43 protein-coding genes are annotated in these 24,784 nt (G+C 48.9%); 6 read left to right on the top strand and 37 right to left on the bottom strand.

Annotated elements, in window-relative coordinates; all coding sequences use genetic code 11:
- Window positions 1-204 precede the first annotated feature (204 nt).
- Window positions 205-750 carry a gamma carbonic anhydrase family protein gene (locus tag N7387_RS18785; RefSeq protein WP_279800652.1) on the top strand — a complete coding sequence of 182 codons (546 nt, stop codon included), beginning with the start codon at window positions 205-207 and terminating at the stop codon, window positions 748-750.
- Here the strand turns inward: N7387_RS18785 and N7387_RS18780 are convergent.
- From N7387_RS18780 to dprA, 5 genes are read right to left on the bottom strand one after another with little or no spacing between them, the layout of a single operon-like run.
- A complete protein-coding gene (locus N7387_RS18780) occupies window positions 726-989 on the bottom strand; it encodes a DUF1488 domain-containing protein (protein WP_279800650.1) in 264 nt (87 codons plus the stop codon). The two genes, N7387_RS18785 and N7387_RS18780, sit on opposite strands and share 25 nt — an antisense overlap.
- A complete protein-coding gene (aroE, locus tag N7387_RS18775; protein ID WP_279800649.1) occupies window positions 986-1,804 on the bottom strand; it encodes a shikimate dehydrogenase in 819 nt (272 codons plus the stop codon). Before aroE ends, N7387_RS18780 begins: the two co-directional genes overlap by 4 nt.
- A gap of 22 nt (window positions 1,805-1,826) precedes the next feature.
- A complete protein-coding gene (gene tsaC, locus N7387_RS18770) occupies window positions 1,827-2,399 on the bottom strand; it encodes an L-threonylcarbamoyladenylate synthase type 1 TsaC (protein ID WP_279800651.1) in 573 nt (190 codons plus the stop codon).
- Window positions 2,389-2,934, bottom strand: coding sequence for a topoisomerase DNA-binding C4 zinc finger domain-containing protein (locus N7387_RS18765; protein ID WP_279800648.1), 546 nt, complete (start codon window positions 2,932-2,934; stop codon window positions 2,389-2,391). The genes tsaC and N7387_RS18765 overlap by 11 nt, the downstream gene beginning before the upstream one ends.
- Window positions 2,935-2,961: 27 nt before the next feature.
- Window positions 2,962-4,068 carry a DNA-processing protein DprA gene (dprA, locus tag N7387_RS18760; RefSeq protein WP_279800647.1) on the bottom strand — a complete coding sequence of 369 codons (1,107 nt, stop codon included), beginning with the start codon at window positions 4,066-4,068 and terminating at the stop codon, window positions 2,962-2,964.
- 130 nt (window positions 4,069-4,198) lie between these two features.
- On the opposite strand from dprA, the gene def reads away from it, so the two are divergent.
- The 5 genes from def (at window position 4,199) to mscL (ending at window position 9,009) form a co-directional block, all read left to right on the top strand.
- A complete protein-coding gene (def, locus tag N7387_RS18755) occupies window positions 4,199-4,708 on the top strand; it encodes a peptide deformylase (RefSeq protein ID WP_279800646.1) in 510 nt (169 codons plus the stop codon).
- Between the two features lie 87 nt (window positions 4,709-4,795).
- Window positions 4,796-5,740 carry a methionyl-tRNA formyltransferase gene (gene fmt / locus N7387_RS18750; protein ID WP_279800645.1) on the top strand — a complete coding sequence of 315 codons (945 nt, stop codon included), beginning with the start codon at window positions 4,796-4,798 and terminating at the stop codon, window positions 5,738-5,740.
- 81 nt (window positions 5,741-5,821) lie between these two features.
- Complete coding sequence (gene rsmB / locus N7387_RS18745; RefSeq protein WP_279800644.1) at window positions 5,822-7,114, top strand: 16S rRNA (cytosine(967)-C(5))-methyltransferase RsmB; 1,293 nt, start codon at window positions 5,822-5,824, stop codon at window positions 7,112-7,114.
- 24 nt (window positions 7,115-7,138) lie between these two features.
- On the top strand, window positions 7,139-8,515 hold the full coding sequence (gene trkA, locus N7387_RS18740) for a Trk system potassium transporter TrkA (protein ID WP_004238605.1): 1,377 nt from the start codon (window positions 7,139-7,141) through the stop codon (window positions 8,513-8,515).
- Between the two features lie 86 nt (window positions 8,516-8,601).
- Entirely contained in the window at window positions 8,602-9,009 is a 408-nt protein-coding gene (gene mscL, locus N7387_RS18735) for a large-conductance mechanosensitive channel protein MscL (protein ID WP_279800643.1), read from the top strand.
- 4 nt (window positions 9,010-9,013) lie between these two features.
- On the opposite strand, the gene N7387_RS18730 is transcribed toward mscL, so the two are convergent.
- The 32 genes from N7387_RS18730 to bfd form a co-directional block, all read right to left on the bottom strand.
- On the bottom strand, window positions 9,014-9,214 hold the full coding sequence (locus tag N7387_RS18730; protein WP_025154662.1) for a ribosome alternative rescue factor ArfA: 201 nt from the start codon (window positions 9,212-9,214) through the stop codon (window positions 9,014-9,016).
- Window positions 9,215-9,221: 7 nt separating this feature from the next.
- On the bottom strand, window positions 9,222-9,671 hold the full coding sequence (gene zntR / locus N7387_RS18725; RefSeq protein WP_186850171.1) for a Zn(2+)-responsive transcriptional regulator: 450 nt from the start codon (window positions 9,669-9,671) through the stop codon (window positions 9,222-9,224).
- Between the two features lie 163 nt (window positions 9,672-9,834).
- Complete coding sequence (rplQ, locus tag N7387_RS18720; protein ID WP_015422330.1) at window positions 9,835-10,221, bottom strand: 50S ribosomal protein L17; 387 nt, start codon at window positions 10,219-10,221, stop codon at window positions 9,835-9,837.
- Window positions 10,222-10,258: 37 nt separating this feature from the next.
- Entirely contained in the window at window positions 10,259-11,248 is a 990-nt protein-coding gene (gene rpoA / locus N7387_RS18715) for a DNA-directed RNA polymerase subunit alpha (protein ID WP_004238609.1), read from the bottom strand.
- A gap of 25 nt (window positions 11,249-11,273) precedes the next feature.
- Entirely contained in the window at window positions 11,274-11,894 is a 621-nt protein-coding gene (gene rpsD, locus N7387_RS18710; protein ID WP_015422331.1) for a 30S ribosomal protein S4, read from the bottom strand.
- 37 nt (window positions 11,895-11,931) lie between these two features.
- The gene (gene rpsK / locus N7387_RS18705) at window positions 11,932-12,321 is read right to left on the bottom strand and encodes a 30S ribosomal protein S11 (RefSeq protein ID WP_003863312.1); all 390 of its coding nucleotides are present in this window, start codon (window positions 12,319-12,321) and stop codon (window positions 11,932-11,934) included.
- Window positions 12,322-12,336: 15 nt separating this feature from the next.
- The gene (gene rpsM, locus N7387_RS18700) at window positions 12,337-12,693 is read right to left on the bottom strand and encodes a 30S ribosomal protein S13 (protein WP_004242250.1); all 357 of its coding nucleotides are present in this window, start codon (window positions 12,691-12,693) and stop codon (window positions 12,337-12,339) included.
- Window positions 12,694-12,837: 144 nt separating this feature from the next.
- Window positions 12,838-12,954 carry a 50S ribosomal protein L36 gene (rpmJ, locus tag N7387_RS18695; RefSeq protein ID WP_015422332.1) on the bottom strand — a complete coding sequence of 39 codons (117 nt, stop codon included), beginning with the start codon at window positions 12,952-12,954 and terminating at the stop codon, window positions 12,838-12,840.
- 33 nt (window positions 12,955-12,987) lie between these two features.
- Complete coding sequence (gene secY, locus N7387_RS18690; RefSeq protein ID WP_025154664.1) at window positions 12,988-14,319, bottom strand: preprotein translocase subunit SecY; 1,332 nt, start codon at window positions 14,317-14,319, stop codon at window positions 12,988-12,990.
- A gap of 7 nt (window positions 14,320-14,326) precedes the next feature.
- On the bottom strand, window positions 14,327-14,761 hold the full coding sequence (rplO, locus tag N7387_RS18685; protein WP_004242249.1) for a 50S ribosomal protein L15: 435 nt from the start codon (window positions 14,759-14,761) through the stop codon (window positions 14,327-14,329).
- A 3-nt stretch (window positions 14,762-14,764) separates the two neighbouring features.
- Complete coding sequence (gene rpmD / locus N7387_RS18680) at window positions 14,765-14,944, bottom strand: 50S ribosomal protein L30 (RefSeq protein ID WP_004238614.1); 180 nt, start codon at window positions 14,942-14,944, stop codon at window positions 14,765-14,767.
- 6 nt (window positions 14,945-14,950) lie between these two features.
- Window positions 14,951-15,451: a 30S ribosomal protein S5 gene (gene rpsE, locus N7387_RS18675; protein WP_004238615.1), complete on the bottom strand. Its 501-nt coding sequence runs from the start codon at window positions 15,449-15,451 to the stop codon at window positions 14,951-14,953.
- A gap of 14 nt (window positions 15,452-15,465) precedes the next feature.
- Window positions 15,466-15,819: a 50S ribosomal protein L18 gene (rplR, locus tag N7387_RS18670; protein ID WP_025154665.1), complete on the bottom strand. Its 354-nt coding sequence runs from the start codon at window positions 15,817-15,819 to the stop codon at window positions 15,466-15,468.
- A gap of 9 nt (window positions 15,820-15,828) precedes the next feature.
- Window positions 15,829-16,362 (bottom strand): 50S ribosomal protein L6, encoded by a 534-nt coding sequence (gene rplF / locus N7387_RS18665; protein ID WP_025154666.1) that lies wholly within the window; start codon window positions 16,360-16,362, stop codon window positions 15,829-15,831.
- A gap of 14 nt (window positions 16,363-16,376) precedes the next feature.
- Entirely contained in the window at window positions 16,377-16,769 is a 393-nt protein-coding gene (rpsH, locus tag N7387_RS18660) for a 30S ribosomal protein S8 (protein ID WP_004242248.1), read from the bottom strand.
- Window positions 16,770-16,803: 34 nt separating this feature from the next.
- Window positions 16,804-17,109 carry a 30S ribosomal protein S14 gene (rpsN, locus tag N7387_RS18655; protein WP_004238619.1) on the bottom strand — a complete coding sequence of 102 codons (306 nt, stop codon included), beginning with the start codon at window positions 17,107-17,109 and terminating at the stop codon, window positions 16,804-16,806.
- 12 nt (window positions 17,110-17,121) lie between these two features.
- On the bottom strand, window positions 17,122-17,661 hold the full coding sequence (rplE, locus tag N7387_RS18650; RefSeq protein WP_004238621.1) for a 50S ribosomal protein L5: 540 nt from the start codon (window positions 17,659-17,661) through the stop codon (window positions 17,122-17,124).
- A 15-nt stretch (window positions 17,662-17,676) separates the two neighbouring features.
- Window positions 17,677-17,991 (bottom strand): 50S ribosomal protein L24, encoded by a 315-nt coding sequence (gene rplX, locus N7387_RS18645; RefSeq protein ID WP_004238623.1) that lies wholly within the window; start codon window positions 17,989-17,991, stop codon window positions 17,677-17,679.
- An 11-nt stretch (window positions 17,992-18,002) separates the two neighbouring features.
- Window positions 18,003-18,374: a 50S ribosomal protein L14 gene (gene rplN / locus N7387_RS18640; RefSeq protein WP_015422333.1), complete on the bottom strand. Its 372-nt coding sequence runs from the start codon at window positions 18,372-18,374 to the stop codon at window positions 18,003-18,005.
- A 175-nt stretch (window positions 18,375-18,549) separates the two neighbouring features.
- A complete protein-coding gene (gene rpsQ / locus N7387_RS18635; protein WP_015422334.1) occupies window positions 18,550-18,804 on the bottom strand; it encodes a 30S ribosomal protein S17 in 255 nt (84 codons plus the stop codon).
- Entirely contained in the window at window positions 18,804-18,995 is a 192-nt protein-coding gene (gene rpmC / locus N7387_RS18630) for a 50S ribosomal protein L29 (protein ID WP_004238624.1), read from the bottom strand. The genes rpsQ and rpmC overlap by 1 nt, the downstream gene beginning before the upstream one ends.
- Window positions 18,995-19,405, bottom strand: coding sequence for a 50S ribosomal protein L16 (gene rplP, locus N7387_RS18625; protein WP_004238625.1), 411 nt, complete (start codon window positions 19,403-19,405; stop codon window positions 18,995-18,997). The genes rpmC and rplP overlap by 1 nt, the downstream gene beginning before the upstream one ends.
- A gap of 14 nt (window positions 19,406-19,419) precedes the next feature.
- Window positions 19,420-20,121: a 30S ribosomal protein S3 gene (gene rpsC, locus N7387_RS18620; RefSeq protein ID WP_004238626.1), complete on the bottom strand. Its 702-nt coding sequence runs from the start codon at window positions 20,119-20,121 to the stop codon at window positions 19,420-19,422.
- Between the two features lie 16 nt (window positions 20,122-20,137).
- Window positions 20,138-20,470: a 50S ribosomal protein L22 gene (rplV, locus tag N7387_RS18615; RefSeq protein ID WP_004238627.1), complete on the bottom strand. Its 333-nt coding sequence runs from the start codon at window positions 20,468-20,470 to the stop codon at window positions 20,138-20,140.
- A 14-nt stretch (window positions 20,471-20,484) separates the two neighbouring features.
- Complete coding sequence (gene rpsS / locus N7387_RS18610) at window positions 20,485-20,763, bottom strand: 30S ribosomal protein S19 (RefSeq protein WP_015422335.1); 279 nt, start codon at window positions 20,761-20,763, stop codon at window positions 20,485-20,487.
- Between the two features lie 14 nt (window positions 20,764-20,777).
- On the bottom strand, window positions 20,778-21,602 hold the full coding sequence (gene rplB, locus N7387_RS18605) for a 50S ribosomal protein L2 (protein ID WP_274371581.1): 825 nt from the start codon (window positions 21,600-21,602) through the stop codon (window positions 20,778-20,780).
- A gap of 19 nt (window positions 21,603-21,621) precedes the next feature.
- Complete coding sequence (gene rplW / locus N7387_RS18600) at window positions 21,622-21,924, bottom strand: 50S ribosomal protein L23 (RefSeq protein ID WP_004238631.1); 303 nt, start codon at window positions 21,922-21,924, stop codon at window positions 21,622-21,624.
- A complete protein-coding gene (gene rplD / locus N7387_RS18595; protein WP_024474937.1) occupies window positions 21,921-22,526 on the bottom strand; it encodes a 50S ribosomal protein L4 in 606 nt (201 codons plus the stop codon). Before rplD ends, rplW begins: the two co-directional genes overlap by 4 nt.
- A gap of 16 nt (window positions 22,527-22,542) precedes the next feature.
- A complete protein-coding gene (gene rplC / locus N7387_RS18590) occupies window positions 22,543-23,172 on the bottom strand; it encodes a 50S ribosomal protein L3 (RefSeq protein WP_004238634.1) in 630 nt (209 codons plus the stop codon).
- Between the two features lie 31 nt (window positions 23,173-23,203).
- Window positions 23,204-23,515: a 30S ribosomal protein S10 gene (gene rpsJ / locus N7387_RS18585; protein WP_001181005.1), complete on the bottom strand. Its 312-nt coding sequence runs from the start codon at window positions 23,513-23,515 to the stop codon at window positions 23,204-23,206.
- Window positions 23,516-23,854: 339 nt separating this feature from the next.
- Window positions 23,855-24,337 (bottom strand): bacterioferritin, encoded by a 483-nt coding sequence (gene bfr / locus N7387_RS18580; RefSeq protein WP_004238635.1) that lies wholly within the window; start codon window positions 24,335-24,337, stop codon window positions 23,855-23,857.
- A gap of 116 nt (window positions 24,338-24,453) precedes the next feature.
- Window positions 24,454-24,645 carry a bacterioferritin-associated ferredoxin gene (bfd, locus tag N7387_RS18575; protein WP_004238636.1) on the bottom strand — a complete coding sequence of 64 codons (192 nt, stop codon included), beginning with the start codon at window positions 24,643-24,645 and terminating at the stop codon, window positions 24,454-24,456.
- Window positions 24,646-24,784 lie beyond the last annotated feature (139 nt).

The raw sequence follows: 24,784 nt of genomic DNA, 5'->3' as shown, positions 1-24,784 counted from the left end.
GTGTTATCGCGTTGTTCCGTGTCAGTGGTGGCGCATTATAGGGAGCTTTTCGTTTTGCACAACCTTTTTTTTGAATTTTCTTATTAACTGTCTGTCTTTTGAGCATCATGTCGTATTTTCCGGCAATTATGCCCGAAAGTTGCATTGCCTCCGGTAAACTCTCTCATTAAGATCACCAAAATACATTTATATTCTGAGGTAATTATTGTGAATAAACTCCGTCCCTATCTGACATTAACCCCTTCTGTCGGTAAAAATGTCATGATCGATGATTCTTCCGTCATTATCGGTGATGTGCGTCTGGCTGATGATGTCGGTATCTGGCCGCTGGTCGTTGCCCGGGGAGATGTCAATTACATTCAGATTGGTCAGCGTACCAATATTCAGGACGGCTCCGTATTACATGTCACTCACCAGACGGCGGATAATCCGGCCGGTCACCCGCTGATTATCGGCGAGGATGTTACCGTCGGCCATAAAGTGATGCTGCACGGCTGCACTATCGGTAACCGTGTTCTGGTCGGTATGGGTTCAATTCTGCTGGACGGTGTGGTGGTAGAGGATGATGTCATTATCGGCGCGGGCAGTCTGGTTTCTCCCGGCAAACATCTGGAAAGCGGCTACCTGTATCTCGGCAGCCCTGCCAAAGCCGTCCGTCCGCTGAAACCGGAAGAATATGAAGGGCTGAAATATTCAGCCAATAACTATGTTATGTGGAAAAATGATTATCTGTCGCAGGGTAACCGGTAAGGCGGTTCGTCCGCTTCACCCTTTTCAATATATTCGGCAAACTCTTCCTCCAGATCCCAGCGGTTCCGGCGGAAGAGCGACAGCATATCCTCTCCGGGCTCCGTTCCGTAACGGGATTGCAGGTATTGTGCAGAGACGCGGCAATCCGATAAAAAGCCGTTAATCATCACCGGAAAGACAATACACTCCCGGTCATCGTCCCGTGATTCGCGATCCGGAAACTGAATGGACTGGTTCATGATGTCATCTTCTGTTTGAGTTTTGTCAGTACCGGTGCAATATCCGGCAATACGCCATGCCATAACCTGAATGCAAAAGCCGCCTGGCCAGCCAGCATACCCAGCCCGTCAGCATACCGGGTCACACCGTTATCTGCGGCAAGTTGCAGGAAAGGTGTCAGCCCCGTACGGTAAAACATATCGTAACAGGCAACTGACTGATTCAGTAATGACAACGGGATCTGCGGAACCGCGCCGTCCACCCCGGACGATGTGGCATTAATAATCAGTGAAAACCCGGTTGTTCCGGTTTCACTGATCGGCATTGCACTGACTTTTCCGTGACCGGCAAACCGCTCAGCCAGAGACTGTGCCTTGCTGAATGTCCGGTTGGTAACGGTAACAGCGCATCCCGCCTGTAACAGTGATAACAGTGCGCCCCGGGCCGCGCCACCTGCACCAATCAGCAGAATACTGTCACCGGGGCGGATAAACATCAGCCGCTGCAAATCAATCACCAGCCCTTCGCCGTCGGTATTATCCCCTGCCAGCCGTTTATCTTCTGTCAGATACAGGGTGTTTACCGCGCCGCAGACCTGTGCCCGCTCACTACGCTCATTCACCAGCGCATGCGCCTGCTCTTTAAAAGGCAATGTGACATTCGCTCCCATCCCGCCCGCAGCAAAAAATGCAGAAACACTGTCGCGAAAGCCGTCGAGCGGAGAAAGGATCCGCTCATAACTCAGTTCAATACCAAATTGTCCGGCAAATTCCTGATGAATAAAGGGTGACTGGCTGTGTGCAATCGGATGGCCAAAAACGGCAAATTTTTTCATTCCGGGTCCTTTTGGTGTTCTGTCAGCTCTGGCGGTATAACTGCCCTGTCAGTGCATCACGGATCTCAGACGGATTTTTCCGCCCGCCGACCAGCCCGTCAACCACCGGGATCCGTCCGTTAAACTGTGCATTGACTTCATCAGTTGTCCGGCACGGCTCCAGCCCGCTCAGGTTCGCACTGGTGGACACCACCGGTTTGCCGTATGCCAGGCATAATGCTTTGACCACCGGATGATCGGTTACGCGGACAGCCAGCGAGTCAAAACGGCCGGTCAGCCATTTTGGTGTGGCGGGTTTTGCCGGGATCACCCAGGTCACCGGGCCCGGCCAGGAGGCAAACATCGCTTCACGCTGTTCATCTGTCAGCCGTGAATCATCAATATACGGTTTCACCTGATCATAGTTATCAGCGATCAGAATCAGCCCTTTTTCCCACGGACGCTGCTTCAGATCCAGCAGTGCCATCACGGCCTGTTCACTGTCCGGGTCACACCCGAGGCCAAAGACAGCCTCTGTCGGATAGGCGATAACTTCTTGGTTATTAAGTGCTTTTATGATTGTGTCGAAATTTGCTGTGGTTTGATTATGATTCATCATTATTCTCATTCTGTTCTTTTTGTCGTTTTGCGCAGGCTTTACTCGCACAACTTAATCTTACGCCTGTTGGTGTCCTCTTTTCCACCAGCAGCGGATAGCCGCAATACTGACACTCGCCGGCAACCGGTTTGCTGTTCAGTGAAAACTGACAGGCCGGATAGCGGTTACAGGCATAAAAAATTTTACCGAACCGGGACTTACGCTGAAGTAACTTACCATCATGGCACTGCGGACAGGCCACTGTTGTTTCATCCGGTGAATCAATAGATGCAATATATTCACACTCCGGAAAATTTCCGCAGCCGATAAACATTCCGTAGCGCCCCTGACGCAGCACCAGCGTCCCGCCGCACTGCGGGCACAACTGTCCGTCCAGCACTTTGATGATATGTCCGTCAGTACCGGCTTTCAGCGGACGGATGTAATCACATTCCGGATAAGCAGAGCAGCCGAAAAAAGGACCGTGAGCACCATTGCGGATAACCAGCTCTCCGCCGCATTCCGGACAGCATTCCGCCGTTAATTTTGACATGATAATTTTACCTTACGCCGATACCGTTCAGTGATGCAGGCGGATATATCCCCCGCTGACCACGGCTATTTTACCTGATAACTCCAGCTGCAGCAGTTGTGTTGTCACCTCCGTGACAGGCAGCTCACACCGCGCGGCAATGATATCCGCCGGTGTCGGTTCATCATCCACATTAATCAGCACATGTGCAAACGGCAGTTCCTCCTGTACGGGTGTGATAATCGCTTCCGGTGTTTCCGGGATCGGCGGCAGCGCCAGCCACTGCATATTCAGCGCGAGATGATCCGTGATATCCCCCGGTGCTGTTGCAATATAGGCACCCTGTTGCAACAACCAGTGGTTGCCCTCATACGCCGGATTACCAAGCACTGCCGGTAACGTAAATACATCCCGCCCCTGCTCCAGCGCGCATTGTGCCGTAATTAATGACCCGCTGCGCCGTCCGGCCTCAATCACAATCAGCAGTCGGCTTAACCCGCTGATTATCCGGTTACGGCGGGGAAAATTTTTGGCCAGTGGCGGCACATCCGGAAAATATTCAGAGATAAGTGCGCCATTTTCTGTAATCTCCTCTGCCAGAGACCGGTGCTTTGCAGGATAAATATGAGATAACCCGCTGCCGGATACCGCTATTGTCTTTCCGCCGGATGCCAGCGCCGCCTCATGGCAGCATCCGTCCACACCCGCAGCCAGTCCGCTGGTGATGACCAGATTATGCTGCACAAGATGCCGGGCAAAACAGCCCGCCCACTTTTCGCCGTAATGGGTAACAGCACGGCTGCCCACCATACTGACCTGCGGGACAGATAACGCCTCACACTGCCCTGCCACAAAAAGCACAAGCGGGGGTGAATAGATCTGCTTTAATAAAAACGGATAGTGTGGTGATGACAGGGGCAATATCATGTTACCCGGTGAATCAGCCCATAATAGTGCCGTTTTCAGCCTGGATGTATTCACATTCATAAATTGCTGACACTGCACCAGTGTGAGTCCGCACTGATGTAACTGCCGGCAGATCGCACCGTTTTTCTGTGAGCAGGTCTCTGTCAGTATAGTGGCAGCACTGACAGCATGATGAGCACTTAACCGCCTGATACACGCCAGACGTAACCAAATTTCCCTTTCATCCATTGCACCATCCCGACTGAGCCTGTGATAAAAATGCGGTGTCCGCTGCGGGCAATACTGTCAATCAGGCTGATAACTGTCTAGAATAGACATTAATTTCCATCCATTTTTTAGATAGAACACGAAAAAATCTATGGCGTTATTAACTGTATTACATTATCCCGACGAGCGGCTTCGCAAGATTGCAAAGCCGGTTGAAAAAGTCGATGCCGGCATTCAGAAGATTGTCGATGATATGTTCGAAACCATGTACGACGAAGAAGGTATTGGTCTGGCGGCCACTCAGGTTGATATCCACCAGCGCATTATCGTGATTGATGTGTCAGAAGAGCGGAATGAGCGCCTGGTGCTGATCAACCCGGAACTGCTGGAAAAATCCGGAGAAGCCGGAATCGAAGAAGGTTGTTTATCGATTCCTGAGCAGCGGGCATTCGTACCGCGTGCTGAGCAAGTTAAAATCCGAGCGCTGGACTATAACGGCGAGCCTTTCGAGCTGGAAACCGGTGATCTGCTGGCAATTTGTATCCAGCATGAAATGGATCACCTGGAAGGCAAATTATTTGTTGATTACCTTTCCGCTATGAAACGCCAGCGCATCCGTCAGAAAGTCGAAAAACTGGACAGACTCAGAGCCCGGTCTTAATACCCGCAGTCTTTATCTGCCACAGACCGCAGCAGCGCACGGGCACTGTTATTGTTTGTGGCATTATTATTTTTACAGGAAAGCAACGTGTCAGATTCATTACGTATTATCTTTGCAGGAACGCCTGATTTTGCCGCACGCCACCTCGATGCCCTGATTCAGTCAGAGCATAATGTCGTTGGCGTCTTAACCATGCCGGATCGCCCTGCCGGCCGCGGGAAAAAAATCACCGCAGGCCCGGTAAAAGAACTGGCACAACAGCACGATATTCCTGTTTTCCAGCCATCCACACTGCGCAAAGAAGAAAATCACCAGTGGATACGTGACCAGCAGGCAGACATTATGATTGTCGTGGCCTACGGGATGATTTTACCGCAGGCAGTGCTGGATATTCCGCGCCTGGGATGTCTGAATGTTCATGGTTCCCTGTTACCGGCATGGCGTGGTGCAGCGCCTATCCAGCGTGCATTGTGGGCCGGTGATGCCAAAACCGGCGTGACCATCATGCAGATGGATGCCGGTCTGGATACCGGCGATATGCTGTATAAAGCTGAATGTGATATCACATCAGAAGATACCAGTGCATCCCTGTATGAAAAACTCGCCGGTATCGGCCCGCAGGCACTGTTACATACACTGTCTCTGGTCTGTCAGAATGCGCTCCGCCCTGAAAAACAGGACAACACTCTGGTCACCTATGCAGAAAAACTGAGCAAAGAAGAAGCCCGGCTGGACTGGTCTCTTTCTGCCGCACAGTTGGACCGCTGTATCCGTGCCTTCAACCCGTGGCCAATCAGCTACATGGTGATTGATGAGCAACCGGTGAAAGTCTGGCAGGCCAATGTGATTGCGGAACAGACTTCCGCAGCGCCGGGAACGGTTATCCGTGCGGATAAAAACGGCATTCAGGTTGCCACTGCAGAAGGGATCCTGAATATCACACAGTTACAGCCTGCCGGGAAAAAACCGATGTCAGCCGCTGATATTCTGAATTCCCGCAAAGAATGGTTTACCCCGGGAAATTCACTGTAATTTTGTTTCATAACCGGCATGCCCAGTGTGGTATGCCGGTCACCCTTTCTCTTTATCGCTTGCCGGCATACCGGAATCACAATGAAAAACAGTTATAACCTACGCAGCATTGCTGCCCGTATCATCAGCCAGGTCCTGGATCAGGGACAGTCACTCAGCGCACTTCTGCCTGAATATCAGCGGGATATCAACCCGAAAGATAAAGCATTGCTGCAGGAATTATGTTTTGGTGTGATGCGGGTACTGCCGGAGCTCGAATGGTACAGCCAGCAACTGATGGCAAAACCGCTGACCGGTAAGCAACGGGTACTGCATTATCTGATTCTGGTCGGTTTTTATCAACTCCGTTATACACGGATCCCGGCACATGCCGCACTATCCGAAACGGTTAATGGTGCTGTTGCACTGAAAAAACCCCAGCTGAAGGGACTGATTAACGGGGTGCTGCGTCAGTTCCAGCGTCAGGAGCAGGTGCTGTCCGAACGTTTTGCCAATAATGAAAGCCGCTGGCTGCATCCGAAATGGCTGCTGTCGCGGATTCAGGCGGCATATCCTGACAACTGGGAAGCGATTATTACGGCAAATAATGAAAAACCGCCGATGTGGCTGCGGGTTAACCGTAACCATCACTCTGCTCAGGCATATCAGGCCCTGCTGGCAGAAAAGGATATTGAAGCCTTTTATAATCCGGCATATCCCGATGCACTGCGTCTGGCAACGCCCTGCCCGGTCACTGATCTGCCGGGGTTTGCGGATGGCTGGGTTACCGTGCAGGACAGTTCCGCGCAGGGCTGTGCATTACTGCTTGATCCGCAGAATGATGAGACTATTTTAGACTTGTGCGCGGCACCCGGCGGGAAAACCACCCACATTCTGGAGATAGCACCCCGCGCTCATGTCATGGCTGTTGATGTGGATAAACAGCGTTTAACCCGGGTTAATGAGAATTTACAACGACTTAAACAAAACGCGGTGGTGAAAACCGGTGACGGCCGTTATCCGGAACAGTGGGCAGAATCTCAGATATTCGATCGCATTTTGCTGGATGCCCCTTGCTCTGCGACCGGCGTTATCCGCCGTCATCCGGATATCAAATGGCTGCGCCGTGATAATGACATCAATGAGCTGGCTGCGCTGCAACGGGAAATTCTGGACGCCGTCTGGCCTTATCTCAAGCCCGGCGGCACACTGGTCTATGCAACCTGCTCGGTGTTACCGGAGGAGAATATTCATCAGATAAATAATTTTCTCTCTTCGCACCGTGATGCTGTATTAACCGATACACCAGCAACAGGCTACCAGATGCTGCCGGATGCGCAGAGCGGAGACGGATTTTTTTACGCTAAACTGGTTAAACAGGCACTTCCTGCCTGATAAACAACCCGGACGATCATTTATATGAAAATTATTATTCTCGGTGCCGGTCAGGTCGGCGGCACACTGGCAGAAAACTTAGTGGATGAAAACAACGATATTACTGTTGTGGATACCAACCCGGACAGGCTGCGTCAGTTACAGGATAAATTCGATCTCCGGGTAATAAACGGAGCCGGCTCTCATCCGCGGGTACTGCGGGAAGCCGGTGCGGAAGATGCGGATATGCTCGTCGCAGTGACCAACTCCGATGAAACCAATATGATCGCCTGCCAGGTTGCATACACCCTGTTCAATACGCCGAATAAGATCGCCCGTATCCGATCCTCAGAATATGTCCGGGAAGCCGATAAATTATTTTTACCGGAAGCGATCCCGATCGATCACCTGATCGCCCCGGAACAGCTGGTGATCGACAGCATCTATAAACTGATCCAGTATCCCGGCGCCCTTCAGGTTGTGAATTTTGCCGAAGGCCGTGTCAGTATTGTCGCCGTGAAAGCTTATTACGGCGGCTCGCTGGTCGGAAACGCCCTTTCCAGCCTGCGCGAGCATATGCCGCATATTGAAACACGGGTTGTGGCCATCTTCCGTCAGGACAGACCGATTCGCCCGCAGGGTTCAACCATTATTGAAGCCGGTGATGAAGTGTTCTTTGTCGCCGCATCCGAGCATATCCGTGCGGTAATGAGTGAACTACAGCGTCTGGAAAAACCGTATAAGCGAATCATGATTGTCGGCGGCGGGAACGTCGGTGCCGGTCTGGCACTGCGTATCGAGAAAGACTATAACGTCAAACTGATCGAGCATAACGCTAACCGGGCAACCGATCTCGCAGAGCTGCTGCATGACACTATTGTTTTCTACGGGGATGCCTCCGACCAGGAATTATTAGCAGAAGAACATATTGAACAGGTTGATGTCTTTATCGCCCTGACCAACGATGACGAGGCCAATATCATGTCCGCAATGCTTGCCAAGCGGATGGGGGCCAAAAAAGCCATGGTGCTTATCCAGCGCAGCGCCTATGTGGATCTGGTTCAGGGCGGTGTGATTGATATCGCTATCTCCCCGCAACAAGCTACTATTTCTGCATTACTCGGTCATGTGCGCAAGGCAGATATTGTCAGTGTGTCCTCGCTGCGCCGTGGTGTTGCGGAAGCCATTGAAGCAATTGCACATGGCGATGAAAACACCTCAAAAGTTGTCGGACGCAAAATTGCCGATATTAAGCTGCCACCGGGTACGATTATTGGTGCGATTGTCAGAGATGAGCAGGTAATTATTGCCAATGATGAGCACAGTATTGAACAGGGAGACCATGTCGTGCTGTTCATTACTGATAAACGCCACGTACCCGAGGTGGAGAAGCTCTTCCAGCCAAGTCCGTTCTTTTTATAAATAAGTGCTTAATATTTTGATAGTAAATACTATTGATTTATACTTGAGAATGACAAGTTGTTAACATTTTTGGTAAGGAAAAGGGTATGAGCTTCATAAAAGAGTTTCGTGAATTTGCAATGCGCGGCAATGTCGTTGATATGGCTGTCGGTATCATTATCGGTGCAGCATTCGGCAAAATTGTGTCCTCATTAGTTGCTGATGTCATCATGCCACCACTCGGTTTACTGATCGGCGGAATCGACTTCAAGCAATTTGCCGTTGTGCTGCGGGAAGCCAGCGGAGATGTGCCTGCTGTTGTACTGAACTATGGTGTATTCCTGCAAACCGTTTTTGATTTCGTTATCGTCGCATTTGCTATCTTCATTGCCATCAAAATGCTGAATAAATTACGCCGCGAACAGGCCGAAGCTCCCGCTGCGCCACCGGCACCATCAGCAGAAGAAACATTACTGACTGAAATCCGTGATTTATTAAAAGAACAAAGGAAATAATAAACTAAAAGGCCAGTAGTAAAAGATTATCTAATCGCTTACTACTGGCCTCCCGGTAACCTGCCTTGTTGTGTTTTTCTTTCCGGTTGTAACTCCCTTTACCTTTCTTATTTTTTTCTACTCTCTGCCGGAAAAGCGGATCGGATAACAGTGCTTCGAGGGCGTTATCTTGTATTACGCCGCGCTTGTGAGCATATTTTGTCATAGTAACCTCATTGATTATGCTTACTCTCTTTTTGTGAACAGCCACAGGGCTCTGTCGCGCCCTGTTCAAGGATTTCCAGGATGGTGCATTGTGAACTGACATGAGCCGTTCCGCAACAGGCATCACTCAGCATTTTCAGGGAATCCCGCATTCGCTGCATTTCAACTAACTTTGTTTCCACATCTTTCAGCCGGTCATCCACAATTTGCTTTGATTCCCGGCAGGTGTGATGTTCAGGATCAACGCGGATCGATAACAGTTCGCTGATCGCTTCCAGGGTAAACCCTAATTGTTTTGCATAGCGGATAAAACGCAGCCGGTGCAGATCCTGCTCAGTATACAAACGATAGCCGCCATCCGTCCGGGTCTGATGATCCATCATGCCCTGTTTTTCATAAAAACGGATTGTATCCGGTGTCACTTCTGCAAGTTTTGCTAGCTGACCAATTCGGTACATCGGCAACCTCCTGACATCATCTGGCCTGAAGCCATCATATCAGAATCGTAAAATGTTGTATGTCATTGGCAGAGATATGGGGATGAGGGGAGTAACTTCAAGGGCAGGATTAACAGAAATAAAAAAACCGGGTAAAAACCCGGTTTTTTTACGCAGTAACAGATTACTCTGCTGCTGCTTCAGTCTGGGATTCAGCGCGGTCAACAAGCTCAATGTAAGCCATTGGAGCATTGTCACCAGCACGGAAACCACATTTCAGAATGCGGGTGTAACCACCTGCACGCTGAGCGAAACGTGGTCCCAGCTCGTTGAACAGTTTTGCCACGATTTCGTTATCACGAGTACGGGCGAATGCTAAACGACGGTTAGCAACGCTATCCGTTTTAGCCAGGGTAATCAACGGCTCAACAACGCGACGCAGTTCTTTTGCCTTAGGCAAAGTCGTCTTGATAATTTCGTGACGAACTAAAGAACCGGCCATGTTACGAAACATAGCTTGGCGATGGCTGCTGTTGCGGTTCAATTGACGACCACTCATACGATGGCGCATGACCTTATCCTTCTCAGTAAAACCTTAACCTGTGATCTTATTCGTCAGCAATACTTGCCGGCGGCCAATTTTCCAGACGCATGCCCAGAGATAAGCCACGAGATGCCAGAACGTCCTTAATTTCAGTAAGTGATTTCTTACCAAGGTTAGGCGTTTTGAGCAACTCAACTTCTGTACGCTGTACCAGATCACCGATGTAGTGGATTGCTTCTGCCTTGAGACAGTTAGCAGAGCGGACAGTCAATTCGAGATCGTCTACTGGGCGCAGTAAAATCGGATCGAATTCTGGTTTTTCTTCTTTCACTTCCGGCTGACGAACATCACGTAAGTCAACGAAAGCTTCCAGTTGTTCGGCCAGAATGGTTGCCGCACGACGAATTGATTCTTCTGGATCAATCGTGCCGTTGGTTTCCATTTCGATAACCAATTTATCCAAATCGGTACGCTGCTCAACACGTGCTGCTTCAACATTGTAAGCAATACGCTCAACTGGGCTGTAGCACGCGTCTACTAACAGACGACCGATTGGGCGCTCATCTTCTTCCGAATGAATTCGGGCAGAAGCCGGAACATAACCACGACCACGCTGAACTTTGATGCGCATATTAATAGATGCGCCTTCGTCAGTGAGATGGCAAATTACATGCTCCGGCTTGACGATTTCAACATCACCGTCATGGATGATGTCGGCTGCAGTCACAGGGCCAATGCCAGATTTATTCAGAGTTAAGATGACTTCATCTTTCCCCTGAAGTTTTACCGCCAGCCCTTTCAGGTTGAGCAGAATTTCCAGGATATCTTCCTGTACACCTTCTTTAGTGCTGTACTCATGGAGTACACCATCAATCTCAACCTCAGTTACCGCACAACCCGGCATAGACGAAAGCAGAATACGGCGCAGTGCGTTACCCAGAGTATGGCCAAAGCCACGCTCTAATGGTTCAAGGGTCACCTTGGCGTGCGTCGAACTGATTTGCTCGATATCAACCAGGCGCGGTTTAAGAAACTCTGTCACAGAACCCTGCATTGTGTCCTCTCTTTGGTGCTAAGCCTTACTTAGAGTAAAGCTCGACGATCAGGTGCTCGTTAATATCAGCAGAAAGGTCAGTACGCTCAGGAATACGTTTGAACACACCTTCCATTTTCGCAGCATCAACTTCCAACCAAGTTGGTTTTTCACGCTGCTCAGCCAGCTCTAAAGCAGCCTTAATACGAGACTGTTTTTTCGCTTTTTCACGAATGCTGATTACGTCGTTAGGGGAAACCTGATAAGAAGCAATGTTTACAACACGGCCATTTACCATGACAGCTTTGTGGCTGACGATCTGACGTGCTTCTGCGCGGGTTGCGCCAAAGCCCATACGATAAATAACGTTGTCTAAACGACCTTCCAGCAGAGACAGCAGGTTTTCACCGGTGTTGCCTTTCAGGCGGGTTGCTTCTTTATAGTAGTTACGGAACTGACGTTCCAGTACGCCGTACATACGACGAACTTTTTGTTTTTCACGTAACTGAACACCATAATCAGACAGACGCGGTTTACGGGCGCCGTGCTGGCCTGGTGCTTGATCTAATTTACACTTGGTGTCAATCGCGCGAACACCAGACTTCAGGAAGAGGTCTGTTCCTTCGCGACGGCTCAGCTTGAGCTTCGGACCCAAATATCTAGCCATTTTCTTTCTCCAACTATCCTAAAAAACGTGAGGGCGATTAAACGCGACGTTTTTTCGGAGGACGACAACCGTTATGAGGGATCGGAGTCACATCAGTAATGTTAGTGATGCGGAAACCAGCCGCGTTTAATGCGCGAACGGTTGACTCACGGCCAGGACCAGGTCCTTTAACCATAACTTCCAGATTCTTAATACCGTACTCTTTCACAGCCTCTGCGCAACGTTCTGCTGCAACCTGTGCTGCGAATGGAGTTGATTTACGAGAACCACGGAAACCGGAACCACCGGCAGTTGCCCAACCTAATGCGTTACCCTGACGGTCAGTGATGGTAACGATTGTGTTGTTGAAAGAAGCATGGATATGAGCCACACCGTCAGAGACTTGTTTTCTTACACGCTTACGTGCACGAACAGGTGCTTTTGCCATTATAAGATTCCCCGATTATTTCTTGATCGGCTTACGCGGACCCTTACGGGTACGTGCGTTAGTCTTCGTACGCTGACCGCGTACCGGAAGACCACGACGATGGCGTAAACCACGATAGCAACCAATGTCCATAAGACGTTTGATGCTGAGGGTCACTTCACGGCGCAGGTCACCTTCTACAACGTATTTAGCAACTTCGTCACGCAGTTGGTCGATTTGCTCTTCAGACAGCTCACTGATCTTAACATCTTCAGCAATACCCGTTGCTTTACAGATAGCCTGTGAACGGGTTAAGCCGATGCCGAAAATTGCAGTTAATGCAATAACAGCATGTTTATGATCAGGAATGTTAATGCCTGCTATACGGGCCACTATGCACTCCTAAAAATTTTGGGGTAATACTGATCTGAAAAGCCCGTTTTCAGGATACTCAAACAGTAGAACCACGTTTATAAAAAGATTGGCTGGCTAATTTAGCCAGCTCAATCCAACTTTGCAAGAAAAATATGCTTTTTATTAGCCTTGGCGCTGTTTATGCTTAGGCTCAGCACTGCAAATCACGCGCACGACACCGTGACGCTTAACGATTTTGCAGTTACGGCATAATTTCTTGACGGAAGCACGAACTTTCATTTTTACTCTCCGTAACTTCTAAAGCAAACCGAATTAACGGTTATAACCTTTGAGGTTTGCTTTTTTCAATGCAGACTCGTACTGACTTGACATCATCAGAGTTTGCACTTGAGCCATAAAGTCCATGATGACCACAACCACGATTAAGAGGGAAGTACCACCAAAGTAGAAAGGTACTTTCATTGCGTCACGCATGAACTCCGGGATTAGGCAGATAAAGGTAATGTATAACGCGCCAACTAAAGTTAAACGGGTCATTACTTTATCGATGTACTTGGCCGTTTGCTCTCCCGGACGAATTCCTGGTACAAATGCACCGGACTTCTTCAGGTTATCTGCTGTTTCTCTTGGATTAAATACCAGTGCGGTATAGAAGAAACAGAAGAATATGATTGCAGAGGCATAAAGTAACACATAGAGCGGCTGGCCTGGCTGCAGATACATAGAAATTGTCGTCAGCCAATCCCAACCAGTACCATCACCGAACCAAGATGCAATTGTACCAGGGAACAGGATAATACTGGAAGCGAAAATCGCAGGAATTACACCCGCCATATTCACTTTCAACGGTAAGTGTGTACTTTGTGCCGCGTAAACACGGCGGCCTTGCTGACGTTTGGCATAGTTAACGACGATACGACGCTGACCACGCTCCATAAAGACAACAAAGCAAGTAACCGCAAATACCAAGACTGCAACCAATAGCAACAGGAGGAAGTGCAGTTCGCCTTGACGAGCTTGCTCAATGGTATGACCAATTGCTGACGGAAGGCCCGCAACAATACCGGCGAAGATAATGATCGAAATACCGTTACCGATACCACGTTCAGTAATCTGCTCACCCAGCCACATCAGGAACATAGTCCCTGTCACCAAACTCACAACAGCCGTGAAGTAGAATGCAAAACCGGGGTTAATAACCAGGCCCTGCATACCAGGCATATTCGGTAAGCCCATCGCGATACCAACAGATTGGAATATACCGAGGACTAACGTACTATACCGGGTGTACTGGCTAATCTTACGACGACCAGCTTCCCCTTCTTTCTTAATCTCCGCCAGGCGCGGGTTCACCACGCTCAGCAGCTGGATGATAATCGATGCCGAAATGTACGGCATGATACCCAGCGCAAAGATTGAAGCACGACTCAACGCACCACCAGAGAACATGTTAAACATCTCAATGATGGTGCCTTGTTGTTGCTCGAGCAATTTCGCAAGAACAGTGGCATCAATACCAGGGATAGGAATGAAAGAGCCAATACGGAAAACAATCAGTGCGCCGAGCACAAACAGTAAACGACGCTTTAACTCACCTATTCCGCCTTTAGCACTTTGGAAATCTGTACCTGGTTGCTTTGCCATCTGTTACTTATTCCTCGATTTTACCGCCAGCAGCTTCGATAACAGCACGAGCGCCTTTAGTAACACGCAGGCCGCGTACAGTAACTGCACGAGTCAGTTCACCAGACAGGAACACTTTCGCGTACTCGATCTGTGGACCAATAACGTTTGCGGCTTTCAATACATTAAGATCGATAACATCGCCTTCGATCAGCTGCAGATCAGATAAACGGATCTCAGCAGTGACCATCGCTTTACGTGAAGTAAAGCCGAATTTTGGCAGACGACGATATAAAGGCATCTGGCCACCTTCAAACCCACGACGTACGCCACCGCCAGAACGAGAGCTCTGACCTTTGTGACCACGACCTGCAGTTTTACCGAGACCGGAACCAATACCACGACCTACACGTTTCGGTGCGTGTTTAGCACCTGCTGCCGGAGACAGAGTATTTAATTGCATCTGTTACTCCTCAACTTTAACCATATAGGAAATACGATTAACCATACCACGGACCGCTGGTGTATCTTCGCGTTCTACAGTGTGGCCAATATGACGCAGACCTAAACCGACCAGAGTTGCCTTGTGTTTTGGCAGACGGCCGATTGAGCTGCGGGTTTGTGTAATTTTAATTGTCTTAGCCATGGTCCATTACCCCAGAATTTCTTCGACGGATTTACCACGCTTAGCTGCAACCATTTCCGGAGACTTCATGCTGTCTAAAGCATCCAGTGTTGCACGAACAACGTTAATTGGGTTCGTGGAACCATAAGTTTTAGCCAGGACGTTACGAACACCGGCAACTTCAAGAACAGCACGCATTGCACCACCGGCAATAATACCGGTACCTTCGTGAGCAGGCTGCATAAACACGCGGGAACCGGTGTGTGTGCCTTTCACTGGGTGGAATAATGTGCCGTTGTTAAGTGCAACGGTTTTCATGTTGCGACGGGCTTTTTCCATCGCTTTCTGGATTGCTGCCGGAACTTCGCGTGCTTTACCGTAACCAAAACCAACGCGGCCATTGCCATCACCCACTACAGTCAGTGCGGTGAAGCTAAAGATACGACCACCTTTAACGGTTTTAGATACGCGGTTTACCGCGATCAGCTTTTCCTGCAGTTCGCCAGCCTGTTTTTCGATGTGTGCCATCTTACACCTCTACCTTAGAACTGTAGGCCAGCTTCACGGGCAGCATCTGCCAGTGCCTGGACTCGACCATGATATTGGAAACCTGAACGGTCAAAGGATACTGCTTTGATTCCTTTTTCCAGTGCGCGCTCAGCAATAGCTTTACCTACTGCAACCGCGGCATCTTTGTTTCCGGTGTATTTAACTTGTTCGCTGATAGCTTTTTCAACAGTAGAAGCGGCCACCAACGTTTCAGAACCGTTTGGTGCAATAACCTGCGCATAGATATGGCGAGGGGTACGATGTACCACCAGGCGGGTTGCACCCAGTTCCATAAGCTTGCGGCGTGCGCGGGTCGCACGACGGATACGAGCTGCTTTCTTATCCATAGTGTTACCTTACTTCTTCTTAGCCTCTTTAATACGCACGACTTCGTCGGCGTAGCGAATACCTTTACCTTTGTAAGGTTCAGGGCGACGATAGGCGCGTAAGTCTGCTGCGATCTGACCAATAACCTGCTTATCTGCACCTTTCAGTACGATTTCAGTTTGGGTCGGACATTCAGCAGTAACGCCAGCCGGCAGTTTGTGCTCTACCGGGTGAGAGAAACCTACAGACAGGTTTACCACATCACCTTTAACGGCTGCACGATAACCAACACCTACCAGTTGCAGCTTCTTAGAGAAGCCTTCGGTAACACCAACAACCATAGCGTTAACCAGTGCACGAGTTGTACCAGCCTGTGCCCATGCGTCGGTAAAACCGTCACGCGGACCAAAGGTTAACTGGTTGTCTGCATGTTTAACTTCTACAGCGTTGTGGATATTACGGCTCAACTCGCCGTTTTTACCCTTAATCGAAATAACCTGACCGTTGAGTTTTACCTCTACGCCGGCAGGAATGACGACGGGTGCTTTTGCCACACGAGACATTCTTTCCTCCCGAATTATGCTACGTAGCAGAGAATCTCGCCACCAAGACCAGCCTGGCGAGCTGCACGATCAGTCATTACACCTTTAGATGTAGAAACAACTGCGATACCCAGACCTGCCATAACTTGCGGCAGTTCGTCTTTGCGCTTATAAATACGCAGACTTGGGCGGCTTACGCGCTGGATACTTTCTACAACAGCCTTACCCTGGAAATACTTAAGAGTCAGTTCCAGTTCCGGCTTGATGTCGCCTTCGATTTTAAAATCTTCAATATAACCTTCTTCCTTCAGCACGTTGGCAATCGCCACTTTCAGCTTGGAGGAAGGCATGGTGACCGCAACTTTGTTCGCGGCCTGACCGTTACGGATACGGGTCAGCATATCCGCGATGGGATCTTGCATGCTCATCTGTCTTTACTCCCGTGATTCAATATGGTGACAATTACCAGCTAGCTTTCTTAAGGCCCGGGATTTCACCGCGCATAGCGGCTTCACGGACTTTAATACGGCTTAAGCCAAACTTCCGCAGAAAACCGTGTGGACGCCCGGTTTGGCGGCAACGGTTACGCTGACGGGAAGGACTGGAATCACGTGGCAGAGATTGAAGCTTCAGAACAGCATCCCAACGATCGTCATCTGATGCGTTGACATCGGAGATGGTAGCTTTCAGTTCTGCGCGTTTTGCGAAGAATTTCTCAGCTAATTTTGCACGTTTTACATCACGTGCTTTCATAGATTTCTTAGCCATGAATACCCTGCCTTACTTGCGAAACGGGAAGTTAAACGCTGATAACAGTGCGCGACCTTCATCATCAGATTTCGCGGTGGTAGTGATAGTAATATCAAGACCACGAACACGATCCACTTTATCGTAATCGATTTCAGGGAAGATGATTTGTTCACGTACGCCCATGCTGTAGTTACCGCGACCATCGAAAGACTTAGCGGACAAGCCACGGAAGTCACGAATACGTGGTACAGCAATAGAAATCAGTCGCTCAAAGAACTCCCACATGCGTTCGCCACGCAGAGTTACTTTACAGCCGATTGGATAGCCCTGGCGGATTTTGAAGCCTGCAACAGATTTGCGTGCTTTGGTGATCAATGGTTTCTGACCAGAGATTGCTGCTAAGTCAGCTGCTGCGTTATCCAGCAGTTTTTTATCAGCAATTGCTTCACCAACACCCATATTCAGGGTGATCTTCTCGACCCGAGGGACTTGCATGACAGAATTGTAGTTAAACTGAGTCATCAGTTGTTTAACTACTTCGTCTTTGTAGTAATCATGCAGTTTCGCCATCGTATACTCCAAAAATTACTTGATAGTTTCGCTGTTAGACTTGAAGAAACGGACTTTTTTGCCGTCTTCGAATCTAAAACCTACACGGTCAGCCTTGCCGGTTGCCGCATTGAAGATTGCAACGTTAGAAACCTGAATTGCAGCTTCTTTTTCAACGATGCCACCTGGTTGGTTCAGGGCCGGAACCGGCTTCTGATGTTTCTTAACCAGATTGATACCTTCAACGATAACTTTACCAGAAGAAAGAACCTGTTTTACTTTACCGCGCTTACCTTTATCTTTGCCGGTCAGCACGATAATTTCGTCATCACGACGGATTTTCGCTGCCATAGTTCCGCTCCTTAGAGTACTTCAGGTGCCAGTGAGATAATTTTCATAAACTTCTCGTTACGAAGTTCACGAGTTACCGGCCCAAAAATACGCGTACCGATAACCTGCTCGCTGTTATTGTTTAACAATACACAAGCGTTGCTATCGAAGCGAATGACAGAACCGTCAGGGCGACGTACACCCTTCTTGGTGCGCACCACTACTGCCTTCAGAACATCACCTTTTTTTACTTTACCGCGCGGAATTGCTTCCTTGATGGTAATTTTGATAATGTCGCCTACAGCTGCGTAGCGACGGTGCGAGCCACCTAGAACCTTGATACACATTACGCGACGTGCACCGGAGTTATCGGCCACGTTCAGCATAGTCTGTTCTTGGATCATTTTAGTGCTCCGCTAAATGTCAACTACTACTGAGCCACTCTTACTAAAAAGAGAGGCCGTCCAAATACCCATATTACGAGGGCGCGGCATTATAACACCACATCTTCGTTATGGATAGAAAAAAATAAACGGCTCTAAAGCCGAGCCGTTTATTCTACATCAGAAAGCAGTGCTATTACAGTACCGCTTTCTCTACGACGCGAACCAGGGTCCAGGACTTAGTCTTAGACAGTGGACGGGTTTCGCGGATTTCTACCACGTCACCGATACCACATTCATTGTTCTCGTCATGTACGTGCAGTTTAGTCGTACGACGGATGAACTTACCATACAGAGGGTGTTTCACCATACGCTCGATAGTCACAACGATGGATTTCTCCATTTTGTCACTAACAACACGACCTTGCAGAGTACGGATTTTATCGGTCATTACGCACCCGCCTTCTCAGTCAATAAAGTCTTAACACGTGCAATATTACGACGCACTTGTTTTAACAGATGAGACTGTTGTAACTGGCCGCTTGCCGCTTGCATACGCAGGTTAAATTGTTCGCGCAGCAGGTTCAGCAGCTCAGTGTTCAGCTCTTCAACGCTTTTTTCGCGCAGCTCTTTCGCTTTCATTACATCACCGTCTTAGTTACAAAGGTGGTTTTGATAGGCAGTTTAGCTGCTGCCAGCTTGAATGCTTCACGAGCAAGCTCTTCCGATACGCCGTCCATTTCATACAGGACTTTACCCGGCTGGATTAAGGCAACCCAATACTCCACGTTACCTTTACCTTTACCCATACGCACTTCAAGAGGCTTTTCAGTGATAGGTTTGTCCGGGAACACACGGATCCAGATTTTACCCTGACGCTTAACTGCACGGGTCATAGCACGACGTGCTGCTTCGATCTGACGTGCGGTCAGACGACCACGGCCAACAGCTTTCAGACCATAAGTGCCGAAGCTCACATCCGCGCCGGCTGCCAGACCGCGGTTACGGCCTTTGTGCACTTTACGGAATTTTGTACGCTTTGGTTGTAACATTCAGCGACTCTCCTTTACTTACGGCCTTTACGCTGCTGTTTTTTAGGTTGAGCAGCCGGTTTTTCCGCCTGTTCAACTGCAGCCATGCCACCCAGAATCTCACCTTTGAAGATCCACACTTTCACACCGATAACACCATAAGTAGTCTGAGCTTCAGAGGTGTTGTAATCGATGTCTGCACGCAGGGTATGCAGAGGCACACGGCCTTCGCGATACCACTCAGTACGTGCGATTTCAGCACCGCCTAAACGGCCGCTGACTTCGACTTTGATACCTTTAGCGCCTAAACGCATAGCATTCTGTACCGCACGCTTCATAGCACGACGGAACATAACACGACGTTCCAGCTGTGAAGTGATGCTGTCAGCAACTAATTTTGCGTCCAGTTCAGGTTTACGTACTTCGGCAATATTGATCTGCGCAGGAACGCCAGCGATATCTGAAACGCTTTTGCGCAGTTTTTCAACGTCTTCACCTTTCTTACCGATCACGATGCCAGGGCGTGCAGTGTGAATAGTCACACGGATGCTCTTAGCAGGACGCTCGATAACGATGCGTGAAACTGACGCTTTTTCCAGTTCTTTAGTTAAGTACTTACGTACTTTAAAGTCGCTGTCCAGGTTGTCAGCGAATTCTTTGGTGTTCGCAAACCAGGTAGAGTTCCAAGGTTTAACAATACCCAGGCGAATACCATTTGGATTTACTTTCTGACCCATTGCTAGTCTCCAGGTATCAGCGATCGGACACAACCACAGTGATGTGGCTGGTGCGCTTAAGAATACGATCTGCACGACCTTTTGCACGAGGCATGATGCGCTTCATGGTTGGGCCGTCGTCAACGAAAATTTTCGCTACTTTCAGATCATCGATGTCAGCGCCATCGTTGTGTTCTGCGTTAGCAATAGCAGACTCCAGGACTTTCTTCACTAAACCAGCAGCTTTCTTGTTGGTAAAGGTTAAAATTTCCAGAGCTTGCGACACTTTCTTACCGCGGATCAGGTCAGCCACCAGGCGAACCTTCTGAGCAGAAGAACGAGCGTGGCGATGCATAGCAATAGTTTCCATCTCTTCCTCCTACCTTATTTCTTTTTGGCTTTTTTATCAGCCGCATGGCCGCGATAAGTACGGGTCGGCGCGAATTCACCCAGTTTGTGACCAACCATTTCGTCGGTAACGTAAACCGGAACATGCTGACGACCATTATGGACAGCGATGGTCAAACCGATCATGTTAGGAAAGATCGTTGAACGACGGGACCAAGTCTTAACAGGCTTTTTGTCACCGCTTTCCACCGCTTTCTCTACCTTCTTCAGCAAGTGCAGGTCAATAAAAGGACCTTTCTTGAGAGAACGTGGCATGGCTTATCCTCTAATTATTTCTTAGTACGACGATGAACGATGAAGTGTTCAGTGCGTTTGTTTTTACGAGTCTTCTTACCTTTGGTCTGAACGCCCCATGGTGTTACAGGGTGTTTACCAAAGTTACGACCTTCACCACCACCATGTGGGTGGTCTACCGGGTTCATCGCAGTACCGCGAACGGTAGGGCGAATACCACGCCAGCGGCTTGCACCGGCTTTACCCAGAACGCGCAGCATGTGTTCAGCGTTACCCACTTCACCTAAAGTCGCGCGGCAGTCTGAAGGAACTTTACGCATCTCACCGGAACGCAGACGAATAGTGACATAAGCACCATCGCGCGCAACGATCTGAACGTAAGTACCGGCAGAACGTGCCATCTGGCCGCCTTTACCTGGTTTCATTTCTACGTTATGAACAGTAGAACCAACCGGAATGTTGCGCATTGGCAGAGCGTTACCCGCTTTGATTGCAGCATCAACACCAGACTGGATTTGATCACCAGCTTTCAGGCCTTTAGGCGCCAGGATGTAACGGCGTTCACCGTCTTTGTATAATACCAGAGCAATATTTGCTGAACGGTTTGGATCATATTCCAGACGTTCTACAACAGCCGGGATACCGTCTTTGTTACGTTTAAAGTCAACAATACGGTAATTTTGCTTGTGACCACCACCAATATGACGGGTAGTGATACGGCCATTGTTGTTACGACCACCAGACTTGTTGTTTTTCTCAAGCAGTGGTGCGTAAGGTTTGCCCTTGTGAAGCTCAGGGTTAACCACTTTAACGACGTGGCGACGGCCCGGAGACGTAGGTTTACATTTAACAATTGCCATTGTTCTTTACTCCTCCGACTTACTCAGCGCCGCCGACGAAGTCCAGATTCTGGCCTTCCTGCAGGGTGACGTAAGCTTTTTTCCAGTCGCTACGACGACCGAAACGCTGACCGTGGCGCTTCACTTTGCCTTTAACCAGCAGAGTGTTAACACCTTCAACTTTGACTTCGAACAGTTTTTCAACTGCAGCTTTAATTTCAGCTTTAGTCGCGTCTTTAGCAACTTTGAGCACGATGGTATTGGTTTTTTCCATCGCGGTAGACGCTTTTTCAGATACATGCGGCGCGCGCAGTACTTTCAGCAGACGTTCTTCACGGATCATGCCAGCATCTCCTCAACTTGCTTAACTGCTTCAGCAGTCATCACTACTTTACCGAACGCGATCAGACTGACCGGATCGATTGCAGTGACATCACGCACATCAACCTTGTACAGGTTGCGAGCTGCTAAGAACAGGTTCTCATCAACTTCGTGAGTGACGATCATCACGTCTTCCAGAGCCATATCTTTCAATTTCTGTACCAGCAGCTTGGTTTTAGGTGCTTCTACAGCAAATTTTTCGACAATGATCAGACGATCCTGACGTACCAGTTCGGACAGGATGCTTTTCAGCGCGCCGCGGTACATCTTTTTGTTAACTTTTTGACTGTGGTCCTGTGGTTTCGCTGCGAAAGTGATACCACCAGAGCGCCAGATTGGGCTCTTAACTGAACCAGAGCGGGCACGACCAGTACCTTTTTGGCGCCATGGTTTTTTACCAGACCCAGTAACTTCAGCACGAGTTTTCTGAGCACGTGTACCTTGACGAGCACCAGCTGCATACGCAACAACTACTTGATGGACAAGCGCTTCATTGAAATCACGCCCGAAGGTAGTTTCGGAAACAGTCAGCGCGCTTTGCGCGTCTTTCATTACCAATTCCATTCCTATCTCCTCGACGTTAAGCCTTGACAGCTGGTTTAACAATCAGGTTGCTACCGGTTGCACCCGGGACAGCACCTTTTACCAGCAGCAGGTTACGCTCAGCGTCAACGCGAACGACATCCAGGCTCTGAACGGTTACACGTTCGTTACCCAGCTGACCTGCCATTTTCTTGCCTTTAAATACCTTACCCGGAGTCTGGTTCTGACCGATAGAACCCGGAACACGGTGAGACAAGGAGTTACCGTGAGTAGCATCCTGAGTACGGAAGTTCCAGCGCTTTACAGTACCGGCGAAGCCCTTACCTTTAGATGTACCAGTAACGTCAACTTTCTTAACGTCAGCGAAAATTTCAACGCTGATGTTCTGGCCAACAGTGAACTCTTCACCTTCTGACAGGCGGAATTCACGTAACAGGCGACCAGCTTCAACACCAGCTTTTGCGAAATGTCCTGCTTCAGGTTTGTTCACACGGTTAGCTTTTTTGCTGCCGGTGGTAACCTGAATAGCACGATAACCGTCAGTTTCGTCAGATTTAACCTGAGTAACGCGGTTATTTTCGATTTCGATAACAGTAACAGGGATTGACACACCTTCTTCAGTGAAGATGCGGGTCATACCCACTTTTTTACCGACTAAACCAATCATTGTTTCAACCTCTCAATCAATTGATACCTGATTAACCCAGGCTGATCTGCACGTCAACGCCGGCAGCCAGATCCAGACGCATCAGAGCATCAACGGTTTTTTCAGTTGGCTCAACGATGTCAACCAGACGTTTGTGAGTGCGAATTTCGTACTGATCGCGCGCATCTTTGTTGACGTGCGGAGAGATCAGAACGGTAAAACGCTCTTTACGGGTCGGCAGCGGGATAGGACCACGAACTTGCGCACCAGTGCGCTTAGCAGTCTCTACGATTTCCGCAGTTGATTGATCGATCAGACGATGATCAAAAGCTTTAAGGCGGATACGGATTCTTTGGTTCTGCATGAGACCAGAGCTCCAACTATTTTATAAACGTAAAAAATTACTCCTCGCACCCATTTCGATTGACGGGGGAGTGTAATCGTTCTCGATGTAATCCCCATATCGGGGATATTTTCATGAACAGCGAAAAAACAGACTGCCCAATGCTGGTATCAACCAGGCTTGCACAATTGGCAAGCCCGCGCATTATACGTGAATGAGCCCTGAAAGCAAGCCGCAAACCGGGATTTGTGCAAATTATCTCCGGCACTATGACAAAAAATCAGAAAAGAAAAAACCGCCGCGGGTTTCCCTGCCGGCGGTTCTGCACATTGCTTACTTCAGTGATTATTTCTCTGTTCTTTATTCTGTGTCTGCGTCCGCCATCTGCGCCTGCTGATAATTTTGCAGGCCCACACGGGCTATCAGATCCAGCTGGGTTTCCAGCCAGTCGATGTGAGATTCCTCTTCCGCCAGAATTTTTATCATTAAATCACGGCTGACATAATCATGTTTGGAATCGGCATAGGCAATGGCTTCGCGTAAATCTTTGGCGCCGTCCAGTTCCAGCTGAAGATCAGACTTCAGCATCTCTTCCACATCTTCGCCAATATGAAGTTTGCCGAGATCCTGAAGGTTCGGGATCCCTTCCAGAAATAAGATACGCTCAATGTATTCATCTGCGTGTTTCATCTCATCAATGGATTCTTCATATTCTTTGTTGTTGAGTTTAATCAGACCCCAGTTTTTGAACATACGCGCATGCAGAAAATACTGGTTAATGGCAACCAGTTCATTTCCCAGCAATTTGTTCAGATGCGAGATCATTTTTTTATCGCCTTTCATGTACCCTCCTTTGTTTCCTGTCTGTTCAGTATAGACACAGGAAATAATTCACGGAGTGATTACAGTGACAAAATAGCGATACAGTTCAAAATTCCGGCGGGTTTCAGAGAGAAGATTCAGGCGACGCGGTCAACCGGGACAGACATATGCTCTTCTGCAATAACGGCTTTGGCGTGGCGGATGCATTTGCCGCATTCAGTGCCGACAGGGATAATTTTGCGCAGTTCACCGATGGAATGAACCTTATTCTGACGCACGGCATTCCGGATGGCTTTATCACTGATGGCATTACACAAACATACGTACATATCATTCCTCCTGACTGCGGTAAAGAGTAAATGATAATCAGTATTATTACAATTGCGATTGTGTAAATTTTGTCAGCCGCTGCCGGAAGAGAGATATAAAAAAAGAGAGCCGCAGCTCTCTTTTTCACAATCAGCAGGG

The organism is Morganella sp. GD04133, from assembly GCF_029835375.1.
GTDB lineage: Bacteria > Pseudomonadota > Gammaproteobacteria > Enterobacterales > Enterobacteriaceae > Morganella > Morganella morganii_B.
This window is presented reverse-complemented; position numbering and strand designations above follow the sequence as displayed.

Coding starts and splice junctions, on each gene's coding strand:
- rpsS (WP_015422335.1), bottom strand. CDS start 20,763: ATGCCACGTTCTCTCAAGAAAGGTCCTTTTATTGACCTGCACTTGCTG.
- rplV (WP_004238627.1), bottom strand. CDS start 20,470: ATGGAAACTATTGCTATGCATCGCCACGCTCGTTCTTCTGCTCAGAAG.
- rpmD (WP_004238614.1), bottom strand. CDS start 14,944: ATGGCTAAGACAATTAAAATTACACAAACCCGCAGCTCAATCGGCCGT.
- rplN (WP_015422333.1), bottom strand. CDS start 18,374: ATGATCCAAGAACAGACTATGCTGAACGTGGCCGATAACTCCGGTGCA.
- rpsD (WP_015422331.1), bottom strand. CDS start 11,894: ATGGCTAGATATTTGGGTCCGAAGCTCAAGCTGAGCCGTCGCGAAGGA.
- rpmC (WP_004238624.1), bottom strand. CDS start 18,995: ATGAAAGCGAAAGAGCTGCGCGAAAAAAGCGTTGAAGAGCTGAACACT.
- N7387_RS18765 (WP_279800648.1), bottom strand. CDS start 2,934: ATGTCAAAATTAACGGCGGAATGCTGTCCGGAATGCGGCGGAGAGCTG.
- trkA (WP_004238605.1), top strand. CDS start 7,139: ATGAAAATTATTATTCTCGGTGCCGGTCAGGTCGGCGGCACACTGGCA.
- bfr (WP_004238635.1), bottom strand. CDS start 24,337: ATGAAAGGCGATAAAAAAATGATCTCGCATCTGAACAAATTGCTGGGA.
- rplF (WP_025154666.1), bottom strand. CDS start 16,362: ATGTCTCGTGTGGCAAAAGCACCCGTCGTCATTCCTGCCGGCGTAGAG.
- rpsN (WP_004238619.1), bottom strand. CDS start 17,109: ATGGCTAAGAAATCTATGAAAGCACGTGATGTAAAACGTGCAAAATTA.
- rpoA (WP_004238609.1), bottom strand. CDS start 11,248: ATGCAGGGTTCTGTGACAGAGTTTCTTAAACCGCGCCTGGTTGATATC.
- N7387_RS18730 (WP_025154662.1), bottom strand. CDS start 9,214: ATGACAAAATATGCTCACAAGCGCGGCGTAATACAAGATAACGCCCTC.
- rplW (WP_004238631.1), bottom strand. CDS start 21,924: ATGATCCGTGAAGAACGTCTGCTGAAAGTACTGCGCGCGCCGCATGTA.
- rpsE (WP_004238615.1), bottom strand. CDS start 15,451: ATGGCACACATCGAAAAACAGGCTGGCGAACTGCAGGAAAAGCTGATC.
- rpsC (WP_004238626.1), bottom strand. CDS start 20,121: ATGGGTCAGAAAGTAAATCCAAATGGTATTCGCCTGGGTATTGTTAAA.
- dprA (WP_279800647.1), bottom strand. CDS start 4,068: ATGGATGAAAGGGAAATTTGGTTACGTCTGGCGTGTATCAGGCGGTTA.
- rpsK (WP_003863312.1), bottom strand. CDS start 12,321: ATGGCAAAAGCACCTGTTCGTGCACGTAAGCGTGTAAGAAAACAAGTC.
- N7387_RS18780 (WP_279800650.1), bottom strand. CDS start 989: ATGAACCAGTCCATTCAGTTTCCGGATCGCGAATCACGGGACGATGAC.
- zntR (WP_186850171.1), bottom strand. CDS start 9,671: ATGTACCGAATTGGTCAGCTAGCAAAACTTGCAGAAGTGACACCGGAT.
- rplP (WP_004238625.1), bottom strand. CDS start 19,405: ATGTTACAACCAAAGCGTACAAAATTCCGTAAAGTGCACAAAGGCCGT.
- rpsJ (WP_001181005.1), bottom strand. CDS start 23,515: ATGCAGAACCAAAGAATCCGTATCCGCCTTAAAGCTTTTGATCATCGT.
- rplB (WP_274371581.1), bottom strand. CDS start 21,602: ATGGCAATTGTTAAATGTAAACCTACGTCTCCGGGCCGTCGCCACGTC.
- rplE (WP_004238621.1), bottom strand. CDS start 17,661: ATGGCGAAACTGCATGATTACTACAAAGACGAAGTAGTTAAACAACTG.
- rplC (WP_004238634.1), bottom strand. CDS start 23,172: ATGATTGGTTTAGTCGGTAAAAAAGTGGGTATGACCCGCATCTTCACT.
- secY (WP_025154664.1), bottom strand. CDS start 14,319: ATGGCAAAGCAACCAGGTACAGATTTCCAAAGTGCTAAAGGCGGAATA.
- rpsH (WP_004242248.1), bottom strand. CDS start 16,769: ATGAGCATGCAAGATCCCATCGCGGATATGCTGACCCGTATCCGTAAC.
- bfd (WP_004238636.1), bottom strand. CDS start 24,645: ATGTACGTATGTTTGTGTAATGCCATCAGTGATAAAGCCATCCGGAAT.
- rsmB (WP_279800644.1), top strand. CDS start 5,822: ATGAAAAACAGTTATAACCTACGCAGCATTGCTGCCCGTATCATCAGC.
- rplR (WP_025154665.1), bottom strand. CDS start 15,819: ATGGATAAGAAAGCAGCTCGTATCCGTCGTGCGACCCGCGCACGCCGC.
- rpmJ (WP_015422332.1), bottom strand. CDS start 12,954: ATGAAAGTTCGTGCTTCCGTCAAGAAATTATGCCGTAACTGCAAAATC.
- rpsQ (WP_015422334.1), bottom strand. CDS start 18,804: ATGACCGATAAAATCCGTACTCTGCAAGGTCGTGTTGTTAGTGACAAA.
- def (WP_279800646.1), top strand. CDS start 4,199: ATGGCGTTATTAACTGTATTACATTATCCCGACGAGCGGCTTCGCAAG.
- rplX (WP_004238623.1), bottom strand. CDS start 17,991: ATGGCAGCGAAAATCCGTCGTGATGACGAAATTATCGTGCTGACCGGC.
- rplQ (WP_015422330.1), bottom strand. CDS start 10,221: ATGCGCCATCGTATGAGTGGTCGTCAATTGAACCGCAACAGCAGCCAT.
- mscL (WP_279800643.1), top strand. CDS start 8,602: ATGAGCTTCATAAAAGAGTTTCGTGAATTTGCAATGCGCGGCAATGTC.
- rplO (WP_004242249.1), bottom strand. CDS start 14,761: ATGCAATTAAATACTCTGTCTCCGGCAGCAGGTGCTAAACACGCACCG.
- rplD (WP_024474937.1), bottom strand. CDS start 22,526: ATGGAATTGGTAATGAAAGACGCGCAAAGCGCGCTGACTGTTTCCGAA.
- aroE (WP_279800649.1), bottom strand. CDS start 1,804: ATGAAAAAATTTGCCGTTTTTGGCCATCCGATTGCACACAGCCAGTCA.
- tsaC (WP_279800651.1), bottom strand. CDS start 2,399: ATGAATCATAATCAAACCACAGCAAATTTCGACACAATCATAAAAGCA.